This is a genomic window from Burkholderia sp. Bp9143 (genome assembly GCF_003853645.1).
GTDB lineage: Bacteria > Pseudomonadota > Gammaproteobacteria > Burkholderiales > Burkholderiaceae > Burkholderia.
On record NZ_QTPO01000021.1, the window covers coordinates 47,523 to 60,412 of the forward strand.

The 12,890-nt window shown below is 66.5% G+C and carries 12 protein-coding genes and 1 tRNA gene; 3 read left to right on the plus strand and 10 right to left on the minus strand.

The window, feature by feature from the left end:
• Window positions 1-88: 88 nt before the first annotated feature.
• Entirely contained in the window at window positions 89-1,642 is a 1,554-nt protein-coding gene (locus DIE23_RS17510; RefSeq protein WP_124613287.1) for a chloride channel protein, read from the plus strand.
• A gap of 116 nt (window positions 1,643-1,758) precedes the next feature.
• Here the strand turns inward: DIE23_RS17510 and DIE23_RS17515 are convergent, their stop codons facing one another.
• The 5 genes from DIE23_RS17515 to DIE23_RS17535 form a co-directional block, all read right to left on the minus strand.
• The gene (locus DIE23_RS17515; RefSeq protein ID WP_124613288.1) at window positions 1,759-2,160 is read right to left on the minus strand and encodes a YXWGXW repeat-containing protein; all 402 of its coding nucleotides are present in this window, start codon (window positions 2,158-2,160) and stop codon (window positions 1,759-1,761) included.
• Between the two features lie 157 nt (window positions 2,161-2,317).
• Window positions 2,318-2,572, minus strand: coding sequence for a cell division topological specificity factor MinE (minE, locus tag DIE23_RS17520; protein ID WP_006486661.1), 255 nt, complete (start codon window positions 2,570-2,572; stop codon window positions 2,318-2,320).
• Between the two features lie 12 nt (window positions 2,573-2,584).
• Complete coding sequence (gene minD / locus DIE23_RS17525; protein WP_124496814.1) at window positions 2,585-3,400, minus strand: septum site-determining protein MinD; 816 nt, start codon at window positions 3,398-3,400, stop codon at window positions 2,585-2,587.
• 59 nt (window positions 3,401-3,459) lie between these two features.
• Window positions 3,460-4,230 carry a septum site-determining protein MinC gene (minC, locus tag DIE23_RS17530; protein WP_124613289.1) on the minus strand — a complete coding sequence of 257 codons (771 nt, stop codon included), beginning with the start codon at window positions 4,228-4,230 and terminating at the stop codon, window positions 3,460-3,462.
• Between the two features lie 166 nt (window positions 4,231-4,396).
• The gene (locus tag DIE23_RS17535; RefSeq protein WP_260436101.1) at window positions 4,397-5,050 is read right to left on the minus strand and encodes a GNAT family N-acetyltransferase; all 654 of its coding nucleotides are present in this window, start codon (window positions 5,048-5,050) and stop codon (window positions 4,397-4,399) included.
• 530 nt (window positions 5,051-5,580) lie between these two features.
• On the opposite strand from DIE23_RS17535, the gene DIE23_RS17540 reads away from it, so the two are divergent.
• Complete coding sequence (locus DIE23_RS17540) at window positions 5,581-6,741, plus strand: alkane 1-monooxygenase (protein WP_124613291.1); 1,161 nt, start codon at window positions 5,581-5,583, stop codon at window positions 6,739-6,741.
• Window positions 6,742-6,774: 33 nt separating this feature from the next.
• Here DIE23_RS17540 and DIE23_RS17545 read toward each other — a convergent pair whose 3' ends face one another.
• From DIE23_RS17545 to serS, 3 genes are all read right to left on the minus strand, one after another.
• The gene (locus tag DIE23_RS17545; RefSeq protein WP_124613292.1) at window positions 6,775-8,310 is read right to left on the minus strand and encodes a methyl-accepting chemotaxis protein; all 1,536 of its coding nucleotides are present in this window, start codon (window positions 8,308-8,310) and stop codon (window positions 6,775-6,777) included.
• A 288-nt stretch (window positions 8,311-8,598) separates the two neighbouring features.
• Window positions 8,599-8,689, minus strand: a tRNA-Ser gene (locus DIE23_RS17550).
• Between the two features lie 130 nt (window positions 8,690-8,819).
• Window positions 8,820-10,121 (minus strand): serine--tRNA ligase, encoded by a 1,302-nt coding sequence (gene serS / locus DIE23_RS17555; RefSeq protein WP_124613293.1) that lies wholly within the window; start codon window positions 10,119-10,121, stop codon window positions 8,820-8,822.
• A gap of 251 nt (window positions 10,122-10,372) precedes the next feature.
• Between serS and DIE23_RS17560 the strand changes: the two genes are divergently transcribed.
• Window positions 10,373-10,639, plus strand: coding sequence for a DUF2164 domain-containing protein (locus DIE23_RS17560; protein ID WP_124613294.1), 267 nt, complete (start codon window positions 10,373-10,375; stop codon window positions 10,637-10,639).
• 40 nt (window positions 10,640-10,679) lie between these two features.
• On the opposite strand, the gene DIE23_RS17565 is transcribed toward DIE23_RS17560, so the two are convergent.
• Both DIE23_RS17565 and lolA read right to left on the minus strand, forming a co-directional pair.
• The gene (locus DIE23_RS17565; protein WP_124613295.1) at window positions 10,680-11,990 is read right to left on the minus strand and encodes a replication-associated recombination protein A; all 1,311 of its coding nucleotides are present in this window, start codon (window positions 11,988-11,990) and stop codon (window positions 10,680-10,682) included.
• Between the two features lie 187 nt (window positions 11,991-12,177).
• Window positions 12,178-12,867, minus strand: coding sequence for an outer membrane lipoprotein chaperone LolA (gene lolA, locus DIE23_RS17570; protein ID WP_124613296.1), 690 nt, complete (start codon window positions 12,865-12,867; stop codon window positions 12,178-12,180).
• Window positions 12,868-12,890: the final 23 nt, after the last annotated feature.

The following is a 12,890-nucleotide window of genomic DNA, read 5'->3' on the forward strand; positions in this document are numbered from 1 at the left end:
AATGCGACGTTTTTGTGAAGGTTTGTCGAGCCCCGGCCGCATCCGGTTCTTTTTATAATGCGTTCTTTGCCCTCCCGGCCCGCCGCCGATGCAACGCTCCGCCCTTCCCGCCCTGCTTTCCGGGTTGTTTCCCGCCCTCACCCGCCGCTCGCTGCGGATCTGGCGCCAGTACGGCGTGTTCTGGCTCGGCGCGATCGCCGTGGGCCTCGCGGCCGTGCTGTACGCGCGGCTGATCGACTGGGGCTACGACACCTTCCGCACGATGCGCGACCATGCCGCGTGGCTGCCGTTGCTGCTGACGCCGTCGATCGCCGCGGCATCGGCGTGGCTCACGCGCCGCTTCTTCCGCGGCGCCGAGGGCAGCGGGATCCCGCAGGTCATTGCGACGCTGCATGCGAGCCCGGGCGCATTCGGCGCGCGGCTGCTGACGCTGCGCATCCTGTTCGGCAAGGTCCTGATCTCGTTCATGGGGATCCTCGGCGGCTTCACGATCGGCCGCGAAGGCCCGACCGTGCAGGTTGGCGCGGCGCTGATGTTCAACCTGCGGCGCTTCTACCCGCGCTCGAACGCGCAGATCGAACGGCAGCTCGTGCTCGCCGGCGCGGCGGCCGGCCTGTCCGCCGCGTTCAATACGCCGCTCGCCGGGATCGTGTTCGCGATCGAGGAACTGACCCGCAGCTTCTCCGCCCGCGCAAGCGGCGTGCTGATCACCGCGATCATTCTCGCCGGTGTCGTCGCATTGGGCCTGAACGGCAACTACACGTACTTCGGCACGATCGACGCAGGCCAGCATTTCCCGAAGATGCTTGCCGTCGCCGTGCTCGTCACTGCGCTCGTGACAGGCATCGCGGGCGGCCTCTTCAGCTGGCTGCTGCTCAATACCGGGCGCTGGCTGCCCGCGCGCCTGCTCGGCCTGTATCGCGAGCGCCCGATCGCGTTCGCGGCGCTGTGCGGCTTCGTGATCGCCGCCGTCGGCCTCGTGTCGGGCGGGACGACATTCGGCAGCGGCTATGCCGAGGCGCGCGGCCTGCTCGACGGCCATGAACAGCTGTCGGTGCTCTATCCGTTCCTGAAGATGGTGTCGATGGTCGCGTCGTACCTGCCGGGGATCCCGGGCGGGATCTTCGCGCCGTCGCTGTCGATCGGCGCCGGGTTCGGCAACTTGCTGCACATCGTGTTCGGCGACATGAGCCTGCCGATGCTGATCGCGCTCGCGATGGTCGGCTACCTCGCGGCGGTCACGCAGTCGCCGATCACGTCGTTCGTGATCGTGATGGAAATGATCAACGGCCACGCGCTCGTGATTTCGCTGATGGCGACCGCACTGGTGTCGAGCCGCATGGCGCGCTTCTTCGCGCCGCCGCTCTACGAAACACTCGCGCAGCGCTATCTCGCGCCGCCCGCGGCCGCCGCTGAACCCGCCGCGGCACCGACGGCTGCGGCCGGCATCATCGAGCCGCAGGATGCGGCTGCCGCGCCCGCCGATCCGCTCGACACGCTGCGCGAACAGGACGAGGGCGAGCCGGGGGCCCCGGCGGCCGCCGACGTCGCCACGCACACGCCGGCGACGCCGCACGACGGCGGCCCGTCCCCATCCGGCGCGAGCGGCCCGGTGCGGACGGGCCCGCGTAACCCTCAGTAGATCACCACCGGCGCGGGCCGGTAATAGACAGGCCGGGCCGGTACGACGATACAGCCGGCGAGCGTGATCGCGACGAGCGCGATGGCAATGGCGGTTCGTTTCATCGCAGGCCTCCGTCAGGCCCAGTGGCCGCGCGTCCAGAACCAGTTCGGGCCGCGCTGATCCCAGTGGCCCGGCACCCAGTGCATGCCGATACGCTCGGTTTCCCAGTGGCCGCCGATCCAGACGTAGCGGCCATGATCCCAGCGCCAGTGACCGCCCTCCCATGCGTAGCCGGCGCGTGCGTCGGGCACGACCTCGTAGCGCACGGGCGGCGGCGCGTTCGGCGCGACGACGACGATTTCCTCGGCGGGCGCGGCCACCGGTTCGGCGACGACCATCCGGCCCGACTGCACCATCACCGGCGTACCGACGAGGAGTTCGTCCGCGCGTGCAGCGAGCGGCGCGGCGACGGCTGACAGGCCCGCGGCGAACAGGGCGAGCGAAACGATACGACGTTGAACAGTAGAGACAGCCATCACAACCTCCTGATTAACAAATGACGCGAGCGTTTTCGTTCAATGCGGGAGGTCGACCAACGGCCGACAGACACCGTGTTACGGCGAGCCCGAAAGTGCAACAGGGCGTAAGACGCGCACGGCGGCAGGCGCCGCCGTGCGGAGGGACTGGCAACGGTCAGGCTTGCGGGATCTCGATCTTCACTTCGAGGACTTCGAGATCGTCCTGGCGCTCGAGGCTCACGCGGATGTCGTCGTTCGAAATATGGACGTACTTCGAGATGACTGCGACCAGTTCCTTCTGCAGCGCCGGCAGGTAATCGGCCGGCGGCCGGCCGCCGACCCGCTCGTGCGCGATGATGAGCTGCAGGCGCTCCTTCGCGACCGATGCGGACTTCTTCTTCTCGCCGAGGAGAAACGAAAGGATGGACATGGGCGGCCTCCGTTACTTGCTGCCGAAGAGGCGCTGCAGCAGGCCCGGCTTCTGGTAATCGGTGAAGCGCAGCGGCTTGTCCTCGCCGAGGAACCGAGCGACGACGTCCTTGTACGCTTCCGCGACGTCGGTGCCGTCGATATGCACGGCCGGCAGACCCTGGTTCGATGCGTGCAGCACGGCTTCCGATTCGGGCACCACGCCGATCAGCTTGATGCGCAGGATCTCGCTGATGTCCTCGAGCGACAGCATTTCGCCTTCGCTCACGCGCTTCGGGCTGTAACGCGTAATCAGCAGGTGTTCCTTGATCGGATCCTTGCCTTCGGATGCGCGCTTCGTCTTCGACGACAGGATGCCGAGAATGCGGTCCGAGTCGCGCACCGACGACACTTCCGGGTTCGTGACGATCAGCGCTTCGTCCGCGAAGTACATCGCGTGCAGCGCGCCCGCCTCGATACCGGCCGGCGAGTCGCAGACGATGTATTCGAAGTCCATCGTGACCAGGTCGTTCAGCACCTTCTCGACGCCGTCACGCGTGAGTGCATCCTTGTCGCGCGTCTGCGACGCCGGCAGGATGAACAGGTTCTCGCACTTCTTGTCCTTGATCAGCGCCTGGTTCAGGTTCGCTTCGCCCTGGATCACGTTGACGAGGTCATACACCACGCGACGCTCGCAGCCCATGATGAGATCGAGGTTGCGCAGGCCGACGTCGAAGTCGATCACGGCCGTCTTGTGGCCGCGCAGCGCGAGGCCGGACGCGAAGCTCGCGCTGGTCGTCGTCTTGCCCACGCCGCCCTTGCCCGAAGTCACCACGATGATTTTTGCCATTTACCCAATACCCTGTGTTCGTCAATGAGAGCCGATCGATCCGGAGCGTGCCGCGTGATTCACGTCAGGCGCAGCGGTTCGATCATCAGTTTTTCCTCTTCGAGCCGGATCTGCACCGATTTGCCCAGTATGTCGGCGGGCAACGGGTTCTCGGTCGTTCGATAGATACCCGCGATCGAAATCAGTTCCGGCTCCAGACACGTGCAGAAAATGCGCGCGTCGTGATTGCCGTGCACGCCCGCGAGTGCGCGGCCGCGCAACGGCGCGTAGATGTGGATATTGCCTTCCGCGATGATCTCGGCGCCGTGACTGACCGGCGCAAGCACCACGAGGTCTCCCTTCGCGTAAATCTGCTGCCCCGAACGCAGCGGCCGATCGATCACCAGCGTCTGGCCGCCCGCCGGAATCGGCGTCGGTGCAGGCTCCGGCGCCGGTTCGGCTGCCGCAGCCGCCGCGGCAACGGCAACGGCAGCCGCCGGCTCCGCCTCCTCGGCCGGCTTCGCGGCCGACACGCGGCGGTCGCGCGCCTCGAGCAACGGCAGGCCGGCTTCCCCTGCCCAGCCCTGCGTGGCCAGCGCGACGACGCCCACCGGACGCATCCGCACGTCGTTCAGCATCTGGCGGATGTCGGCGAGCGCGACGCGTTCGCCGTCCGCGAGGCGACGGACGTCGATCGCGACGACATCATCGGCAAAAAACTCGGGAGTCGCTTCGAAGCGCTTGACCAGTTCGGTACGCAACGCATCGAGATCGGTCGTCTTCACGGTGAACAGCAACGTATCGACCGATCCGCTGCGTAGCTCGAAGAATGGCGATTTTTTAAGCGACATGGACACTCTGCAAAAAATTTTTGCGTATTTTACAGGCGTCCACGCGTGCAGCCATTATTTTTGGGAAACCGGGCGGCGACGGTCGCGGCGAGCGCGCAACCGGCTGGCGGGCAGTCGGACGGGCGACCGGGGCTTCATCGCGCCGTGCGGCCCGCGCATTCATGCGTCAGGGCGTGTTGAAGTGCGACACGAACAACGATTTCATCGCGCCGGGGATCCGCGCGATCGGCGCATGCTCGCCCGTGTTGCCGAAACCCGCGCGTTCGTAGAAACGGATCGCGTTGCGGTTCGCATCGGCGATCCATGCGTAGACGTCCTGCGCACCGCGTTCGGCCAGCCACGCCGTGGCCGTTTCGAGCAACAGCACGCCGCCGCGCAGGTGGCGGACCGCGTGCGCGACCCACAGCTCGCTGACGAACGCGCGCCGCTCGGGCGTATTGTCGAAATACGCGCCGATCATGCCGGCCGGATGGCCTTCGGTGTACAGCAGGAAAGTCGTCGACTCGTCGGACGCGGCACGCAGCGCGGCGATGGCCGCCGCCGCGTCGGAATCGACGTTCAGCAATTCGGCCTCCGGCGCTTCGCCGGGCGCGTAGGGCTCACGCAGCGATGCGGCGCGGAGTTCGCGATACACGCCGCCCTGGTCGGCAGCGATACGACGAACGGTCAAGGTCGAACTCATGCAGGCACAGCCCCCATCGGACAGCAAGTTATTAGCTTCAACCGAAAGCGGGGCATGAGTCAAATCGTTATTTTCAAATGGCAGCGCGGATCGAAAGGCAGCAGGTGCCGAGCACGTGCGGGTGTGCAGGTGCAGCATCGCCGCAGCGATGCGCGACGACGCATGGCAATCCGCACGGCGAAGTCGGACGCGTCGCCCCGCTCGCCTTGTCATGCACGGCATTCATGCGACGAAGGTCCGGCGTTTCGCCGCCGCGACCGTAATAATCCGTAATATATGTATGCGAAAGGGCCACGCCGCCACGCGTCAGCGCGTCGCGCTTATTGCATTGCAACATTTGTTGCGGACCTCGCCGCCGGAGACTCGCGCACGTTGGTTCACGTATTCATCTGACGAGAACGTCGGTCGCACGGGCGAATCGGGCCCATGCCGGCCTGTTTCAATCACCCCGGTGTCGGCCCTTCCCGACCCGCGTCATGCACGGCCCGCCGTTTGGAGTTGCACGCCTAGCGCCGGGGTTTGGAAAGCGCGCGCGACGGTCGTATAACTGGCACAACCGGACCACCGATCCAGTGCCGCGGTCCCACGACGATTCGAACGACGATAAGCGCGTCACTCGGCCACCGCGCCCGCAAACGCAGGAGCCGGCCCCAAAAAGGAGGGAGACAATGGCAATGACCGACGCATCGGCCTCGGGCTGGTCGGATGGCAAACGTTATCTGTGGCTGCTCGGCGCGGTGACGATCACGCTGCCGATCCTCTCGGCCCAGCTCGCGCTGTCGACAGGCCTTCACGTGTTCTGGTGGTTCGGCCCGCTGTTCGCGTTCGGCGTGATCCCGGTCCTCGACACGCTGATCGGCGACGATCGCGACAATCCGCCCGACGCCGTCGTCCCGCATCTCGAACGCGAGCGCTACTACCGCTACATCGTCTATCTCGCGACGCTGGTCGAATACATCGCATTCTTCGTGTGCGTGCGGATCGTCGGCACGCATGCGCTCGCGTGGTACGACTACATCGGCTTCGCGCTGTCGCTCGGCGCCGCGACGGGCATCTCGATCAACACCGCGCACGAACTCGGGCACAAGACCAACCGCTTCGAGCGCTGGCTCGCGAAGGTCACGCTCGCACCGGTCGCGTACGGGCACTTCTTCGTCGAGCACAACCGCGGCCATCACGTGCGCGTCGCGACGGCCGAGGATCCGGCGAGCGCGCGCTACGGCGAATCGTTCTGGGCATTCCTGCCGCGCACGGTGACGGGCAGCATCCGCTCGGCATGGCGGCTCGAGAAGGCACGCCTCGAGCGGCTCGGGCATTCGGCGTGGACCTGGCGCAACGAGGTGCTGCACGCGTGGGCGATGACCGTCATCGTGTGGGGTATCGCGATCGCGATGGCCGGCAAGGTCGTGATCCCGTTCCTCGTGATCCAGGCCGTGTACGGCGCGTCGCTGCTCGAAGTCGTCAACTACGTCGAGCACTACGGGCTCGGTCGTCGCAAGCTGCCGAGCGGCCGCTACGAACGCTGCACGCCGCAGCATTCGTGGAACAGCAATCACGTCGTCACCAACCTGTTCCTGTACCAGTTGCAGCGGCACGCCGACCATCACGCGAACCCGACACGCTCGTACCAGGCACTGCGCCACTTCGATGACTCGCCGCAACTGCCGGCCGGCTACGCGACGATGATCCTGTTCGCGTATGTGCCGCCGCTCTGGTATTGCGTGATGAATCCGCGCGTCGTCGCGCACTACGGCGGCAACATGGCGCAATCGAACATCAAGCCGTCGATCCGCGCTCGCGTGCTCGCGCAGTATTCGGCCGCGGCGTGATGCAGGACGGCGCGGTCGCGGTCGGCAGTATCGTCACGCCGCCTGCGGCAGCCTGAACACGGCGACCGCGTGCCGCAGCGCCCTCGCCTGCTCAGCCAGCGCCTGCGTCGCGGCCGACGCCTGTTCGACCAGCGCCGCGTTGCGCTGCGTCGCTTCATCCATCTGCGTGACCGCGACGTTCACCTGCTGGATGCCGCCGCTCTGCTCCTGCGATGCGGACGAGATCTCGCCGACGATCGACGTGACCCGCTGCACCGCAGCGACGATCTCGTGGATCGATTCGCCCGCGCGGCCGATCAGCACGGCCCCGTCGTCGACCCGCCGCGTCGATTGCTCGATCAGCGCCTTGATCTCCTTTGCGGCGGCCGCGCTGCGCTGCGCGAGCGTGCGAACCTCCGATGCGACGACCGCGAAGCCGCGCCCCTGCTCGCCCGCCCGCGCCGCCTCGACGGCCGCGTTCAGCGCGAGGATGTTGGTCTGGAATGCGATGCCGTCGATGACCGCGATGATCTCGCCGACCTTCGCCGCGCTGGCGGCAATCCCGCTCATCGTGTCGACCGCGTCCGTCATCACGCCGCCACCCGCGGACGCGATGTCCGACGCGTCCCGTGCCAGCTGCGCCGCGTGCTGCGCGTGCTCTGCCGACTGGCGCACGATGCCCGTCAGTTCGGTCATGCTGGCTGCGGTTTCCTCGAGCGACGCAGCCTGGGCCTCGGTACGCGACGACAGGTCGTGATTGCCCGCTGCGATCTCCGCGCTCGCGGTCGCGACGGCTTCGGCATGCGTACGCACCTCGAGCACGACATCCGACAGGCTCGCCTGCATCGTCTGCAACGCGCGCAGCAGATCCGCGATCTCGTCGCCGCCGGCCGCGTCGACGTCGCGCGTCAGGTCGCCGCCGGCCACCGCCTGTGCACAGGCAACCGCGCGATCGAGCGGCCGCAGGATCGCGCGGCTGAACAGGAACGCACCGATCATCGCGATGCCGAGCACGATCAGCATCAGCACGACGCTCGCCGTGGTCGCATGGCTCGCATCGCGGCTCGCTTGCGCCGACACGGCAGCGCTCTCGTCGGCGATCGCCTTTGCCGCGCGCTCGAGCAGTTCGGCGGGCGCCCGATCGACACCCGCCACGGCCGCATCCCCGGCCGTCGGCTCGAAGCCCGCGGCCTTGAATGCGTCGAACCCGCGCCGGTAGCCATCGCCCATCGCCGCATGCGCACGCATGAACTGCTCGACGAGCGTACGGCTCGCGCCGGGCGGCAGTTGGTGCACGAGCTGCGCGGCGAGCGTATCGACCGTGCGCTCGCGCGTCTGGAATGCCTGCCAGTACTTGTCGAGCTTGTCGGGTTGCTTGCCGCGCAGCAGCGTGTCCTTCCATTCCTGGACCTGCAGCTTGAACTGCACGAGCGTCGCCAACACGAGCCGCTCGTCGGCGACATGGGTCTGCACGTCGTTCGCGAACGTATCGATCGAGTGATTGAGGATGCGGATGCCGTACAGCGCGCCGCAAAACATCAGCAGCAGCGCAACGGCGAATGCGAGGGGAATCTTGTAGCTCAGCTTCATGGGACCTTGAGTCGACGGGAGACGGCGACGACGCAAGAGACGCTTGCCGCCGCCCACTGTTAACGGCGCGCGAAGCCAAGGCTGAAGCGGGAAAACGGCGGCGGAGACCCGTGGGTCGGCCGCGAAGAAGGTGGCGATTCGGCGACCGTGAGCACCGGGCTGCCGGCAAGCGAATGCCGGCCGTTGCGTGCGCACTGCCGAACACCGGCATCGACGCAGCAACGTTCACGCACGCGCGACCCAAACGAAAAACCCCGTGATCCTTTCGGATCACGGGGCTTCGTATTTTGGCGGAGAGGGTGGGATTCGAACCCACGGTACGGGGAAACCGTACGCCTGATTTCGAGTCAGGTACATTCGACCACTCTGCCACCTCTCCTTCCTTCCTGCTTCATTTCCCGGTTGGTCGTGTCCGGGAAAGAAAAGATTATAGAACGATCTCTTCGGAACTCACAAGCGTTTTCTGCAAATTTTTTGCGAGTCCTTCGAAGACCGATCGCGGAGCGATCTTACGCCGCCTGCGCAGGCGCTTCGATTCGCTCCATGCCGCCCATGTACGGACGCAGTGCCTCGGGCACCGTGACCGAACCGTCGGCATTCTGATAGTTCTCCAGCACCGCGACGAGCGTGCGGCCCACCGCGAGGCCCGAACCGTTCAGCGTATGCACGAGTTCCGGCTTGCCCTGCGCGTTGCGGAAACGCGCCTGCATCCGGCGCGCCTGGAACGCCTCGGTGTTCGAGCAACTCGAGATCTCGCGATAGGTGTTCTGCGCGGGCAGCCACACTTCGAGGTCGAACGTCTTCGCGGCCGAGAAACCCATGTCGCCCGTGCACAGCGTGATCACGCGGTACGGCAGGCCGAGCTTCTGCAGGATCGCCTCCGCGTGCCCGACCATCTCGTCGAGTGCCGCGTACGACGCGTCCGGCGCGACGACCTGCACCATCTCGACCTTGTCGAACTGGTGCTGGCGGATCATCCCGCGCGTGTCGCGGCCGTACGAACCGGCTTCCGAGCGGAAGCAAGGCGAATGCGCGGTCAGCTTGATCGGCAGCGCCGAGCCTTCGACGATCGACTCGCGCACGGTGTTCGTCAGCGAAATCTCGGACGTGGAGATCAGGTACTGCGTGATCGTATTTTCGGCGCCGCCCTTCTCGACGCGGAACATGTCGTCCGCGAACTTCGGCAGTTGGCCCGTGCCGTACAGGATCTCGGGGTTCACGATGTACGGCGTGTACGTCTCGCTGTAGCCGTGCTGCAGCGTGTGCGTGTCGATCATGAACTGCGCGAGCGCGCGGTGCAGGCGTGCGATCGAGCCGCGCAGCATCGTGAAGCGCGCGCCGGCGAGCTTCGCGCCGGTTTCGAAATCGAGGCCGAGCGGCGTGCCGACGTCGACGTGATCCTTCACCTCGAAGTCGAACTGGCGCGGCGTGCCCCAGCGGCGCACTTCGACGTTGTCGGCCTCGTCCTGGCCGACCGGCACGCTTTCGTGCGCGATGTTCGGCATACCCAGCATCAGGTCGGACAGGCGCGCCTGGATCTCGCCGAGCTTGGCCTCCGACGCCTTCATTTCGTCGCCGATCCCGCCGACTTCGGCCATGACGGCCGACGTGTCCTCGCCCTTCCCCTTCATCGCGCCGATCTGCTTCGACAGGCTGTTGCGGCGCGCCTGGAGCTCTTCGGTACGGGTCTGGATCGCACGGCGTTCCGCTTCGAGGGCGGAGAACGCGGCGACGTCAAGGGTGTAGCCGCGATCGGCGAGGCGCTTCGCGACGCCGTCGAGGTCTTTGCGCAGCAACTGGATGTCGAGCATGGGAGGACTTGGAAAATCGTTGTGTAAGACGGGAATTCTAACGCACCGCGGGGCCGCCACGGCACTGGCCGGATGGACAGTGCCGCAAACGCGCGACGGGCGTGGCAGTATCGCATGGCCTGCCTGCGCGTCGACAGCCGGCGAAGCGCGTTGCGCAACGCCGCCGCGCAGCGCGCGACAGCCGCCCCGGCCGGGCGCCACGCGACGGGCAACGCACCCGCCTTCGCATCACCATCACCCGAGGGAACCCCATGGCCATCGAACTGGACAAGGATGTCCGCGACCGCGCGATCGCGTCGTTGCAACGCTATTTCACAGAAAACATGGACGAGCCGATCGGCAACATCCAGGCCGGTGCACTGCTGCACTTCTTCGTCGAGGAAATCGCGCCGGCGGTCTACAACCTCGCAATCGCCGATGCGCAGGAGCGCCTGCACGCGCGGGTCGCCGAGCTCGACATCGAATGCCACGAGGAGCCGTTCGAGTACTGGAAGAAGCAGCCGGGCCGCAAGCGCTGACGCACCCCAAGCAGCACCGGCCGTCGGGCCGCGCGGCCGGTCAGTCCTTCTTGCCGGCCTCGTGGTCGAGCTCGCGCAGCCATGCGAGCTTGTCGGCGATCTTCGATTCGAGCCCGCGCGGCACCGGCTTGTACCAGCGCGGCTCGCGCATCCCTTCCGGCAGATACGACTCGCCGGCCGCATAGGCGTTCGGCTCGTCGTGTGCGTAGCGATACGCGTGGCCGTAGCCGAGTTCCTTCATCAGCTTGGTCGGCGCATTGCGCAGATGCACGGGCACCTCGCGCGACTTGTCCTGCTTCACGAATGCCATCGCCTGGTTGAACGCGTTGTAGCCCGCGTTGCTCTTCGCCGCGCACGCGAGATAGATCACCGCCTGCCCGAGCGCCAGCTCGCCTTCGGGTGAGCCAAGCCGCTCGTAGGTCTCGGCCGCGTCGTTCGCCACCTGCAGCGCGCGCGGATCGGCGAGGCCGATGTCTTCCCACGCCATCCGCACGATCCGCCGCGCGAGATATTTCGGATCCGCGCCGCCGTCGATCATCCTGCAGAACCAGTACAACGCGCCGTCCGGGCTCGAGCCGCGCACCGACTTGTGCAGCGCCGAGATCTGGTCGTAGAAATTGTCGCCGCCCTTGTCGAAACGCCGCGCGTTCAACGTCATCGCGCTGCTGACGAATTCGGCATCGATGGTCGTCACCCGGGCGGACGATGCGGCCGTCTGTGCCTGCTCGAGCAGGTTCAGGAAGCGCCGCGCGTCGCCGTCCGCATAACCGATGAGCGTATCGATCGCCTTGTCGTCGAACGCGAGGCCGTCGAGCGCGATTTCCTGCGCGCGCTTGAGCAGCTGACGCATCTCGTCGTCGTTCAGTGACTGCAGCACGTATACCTGCGCCCGCGACAGCAACGCCGAGTTGACTTCGAAGCTCGGGTTCTCGGTCGTCGCGCCGATGAAGGTCACGAGCCCCGACTCGACGAATGGCAGCAGCGCGTCCTGCTGCCCCTTGTTGAAGCGGTGGATCTCGTCGACGAACAGGATCGTGTGACGGCCGGTGCGATTCAGCGTGTCCTTCGCCTGCTCCATCGACTCGCGGATGTCCTTCACGCCGCCGAGCACCGCGGACAGCGCGATGAACTCGCAGTCGAACGCGAGCGCAGTGAGGCGCGCGAGCGTCGTCTTGCCGACGCCGGGCGGTCCCCACAGGATCATCGAATGCGGCTTGCCGGATTCGAACGCGAGCCGCAGCGGCTTGCCTTCGCCCAGCAGATGCGTCTGGCCGATCACCTCGGCGAGCGTCTTCGGCCGCAGCGCCTCGGCGAGCGGCCGGCGCGGCTCGACTTGAAACAGGTCGGACATGAACCCTCGCTCCAGATCAAACGATGGCGGCCGAACCGGCCGCCGGACCCGACATTATGACAGCCGCGCGACTGCACCGCGGCGCCCGGTGCCCGCGCCCAGTGCCCGCGCCCGTTGCCCGCGCCCGGAAACAACACGGGCCTGCCGTCGCCGGCAGGCCCGTGTCGGGAAAGCGGCGCGGTGCCGGTCAGCCGTTGATCACGTCCGCGCCCTTCGGCACGACGAACTTGAACGCATCACCCTTCAGCGGCGGGTTCGTCTGGATGTTCGTAAAAGTGAGCAGCGTGACGTTGCCGAACACGTCGTGCAGTTCCATCGCGGCAAGCGTGCCGTTGCGGAAGCCGATGCCGATCCGCTGGAACTGCGTGTCCTGCGCCTTCGGCAGCATCTCGAGCCACTCGATGCCGCCCTTCTCGCCGGCATCGCGCAGCGTGTAGTTCTTGTCGAGATCGTTGCTGCCGAACAGGATCGCGGCCGGGCTCGCGCCCAGCGCGCCATTCAGCTTGCGCTCGGTGACCTGGTTCAAGTCGCGGTCGTACACGTAGAGCTTGTCGCCGTCGGCCTGCAGCACCTGCTGGTACGGCTTCTGGTACGTCCAGATGAACTTGCCCGGACGCGAGAATACGAACGTGCCGCTGGAATTGTCGTTGGGCTTCGGCGCGGCCTGCGCAGCGCTCGCGCCCTTGGCCGGCGCCTTGACGATCTGCTGCGTGAAATCGCCTTTCGCCGAACGCACCTGCGACACGAAGGCCTTCAGTTGTTCGGTGCCGCCCGCGAACGCATGCGTCGCCGCGAGCATCAGCGATGCGCCGGCGAACGCCGCGCCGAGCCAGCGCCGCGTCGAACGAAGGGAAGGGACGAACGAAAGTTGCTGCATGATGCGGTTTTCTCCCTGGGTGG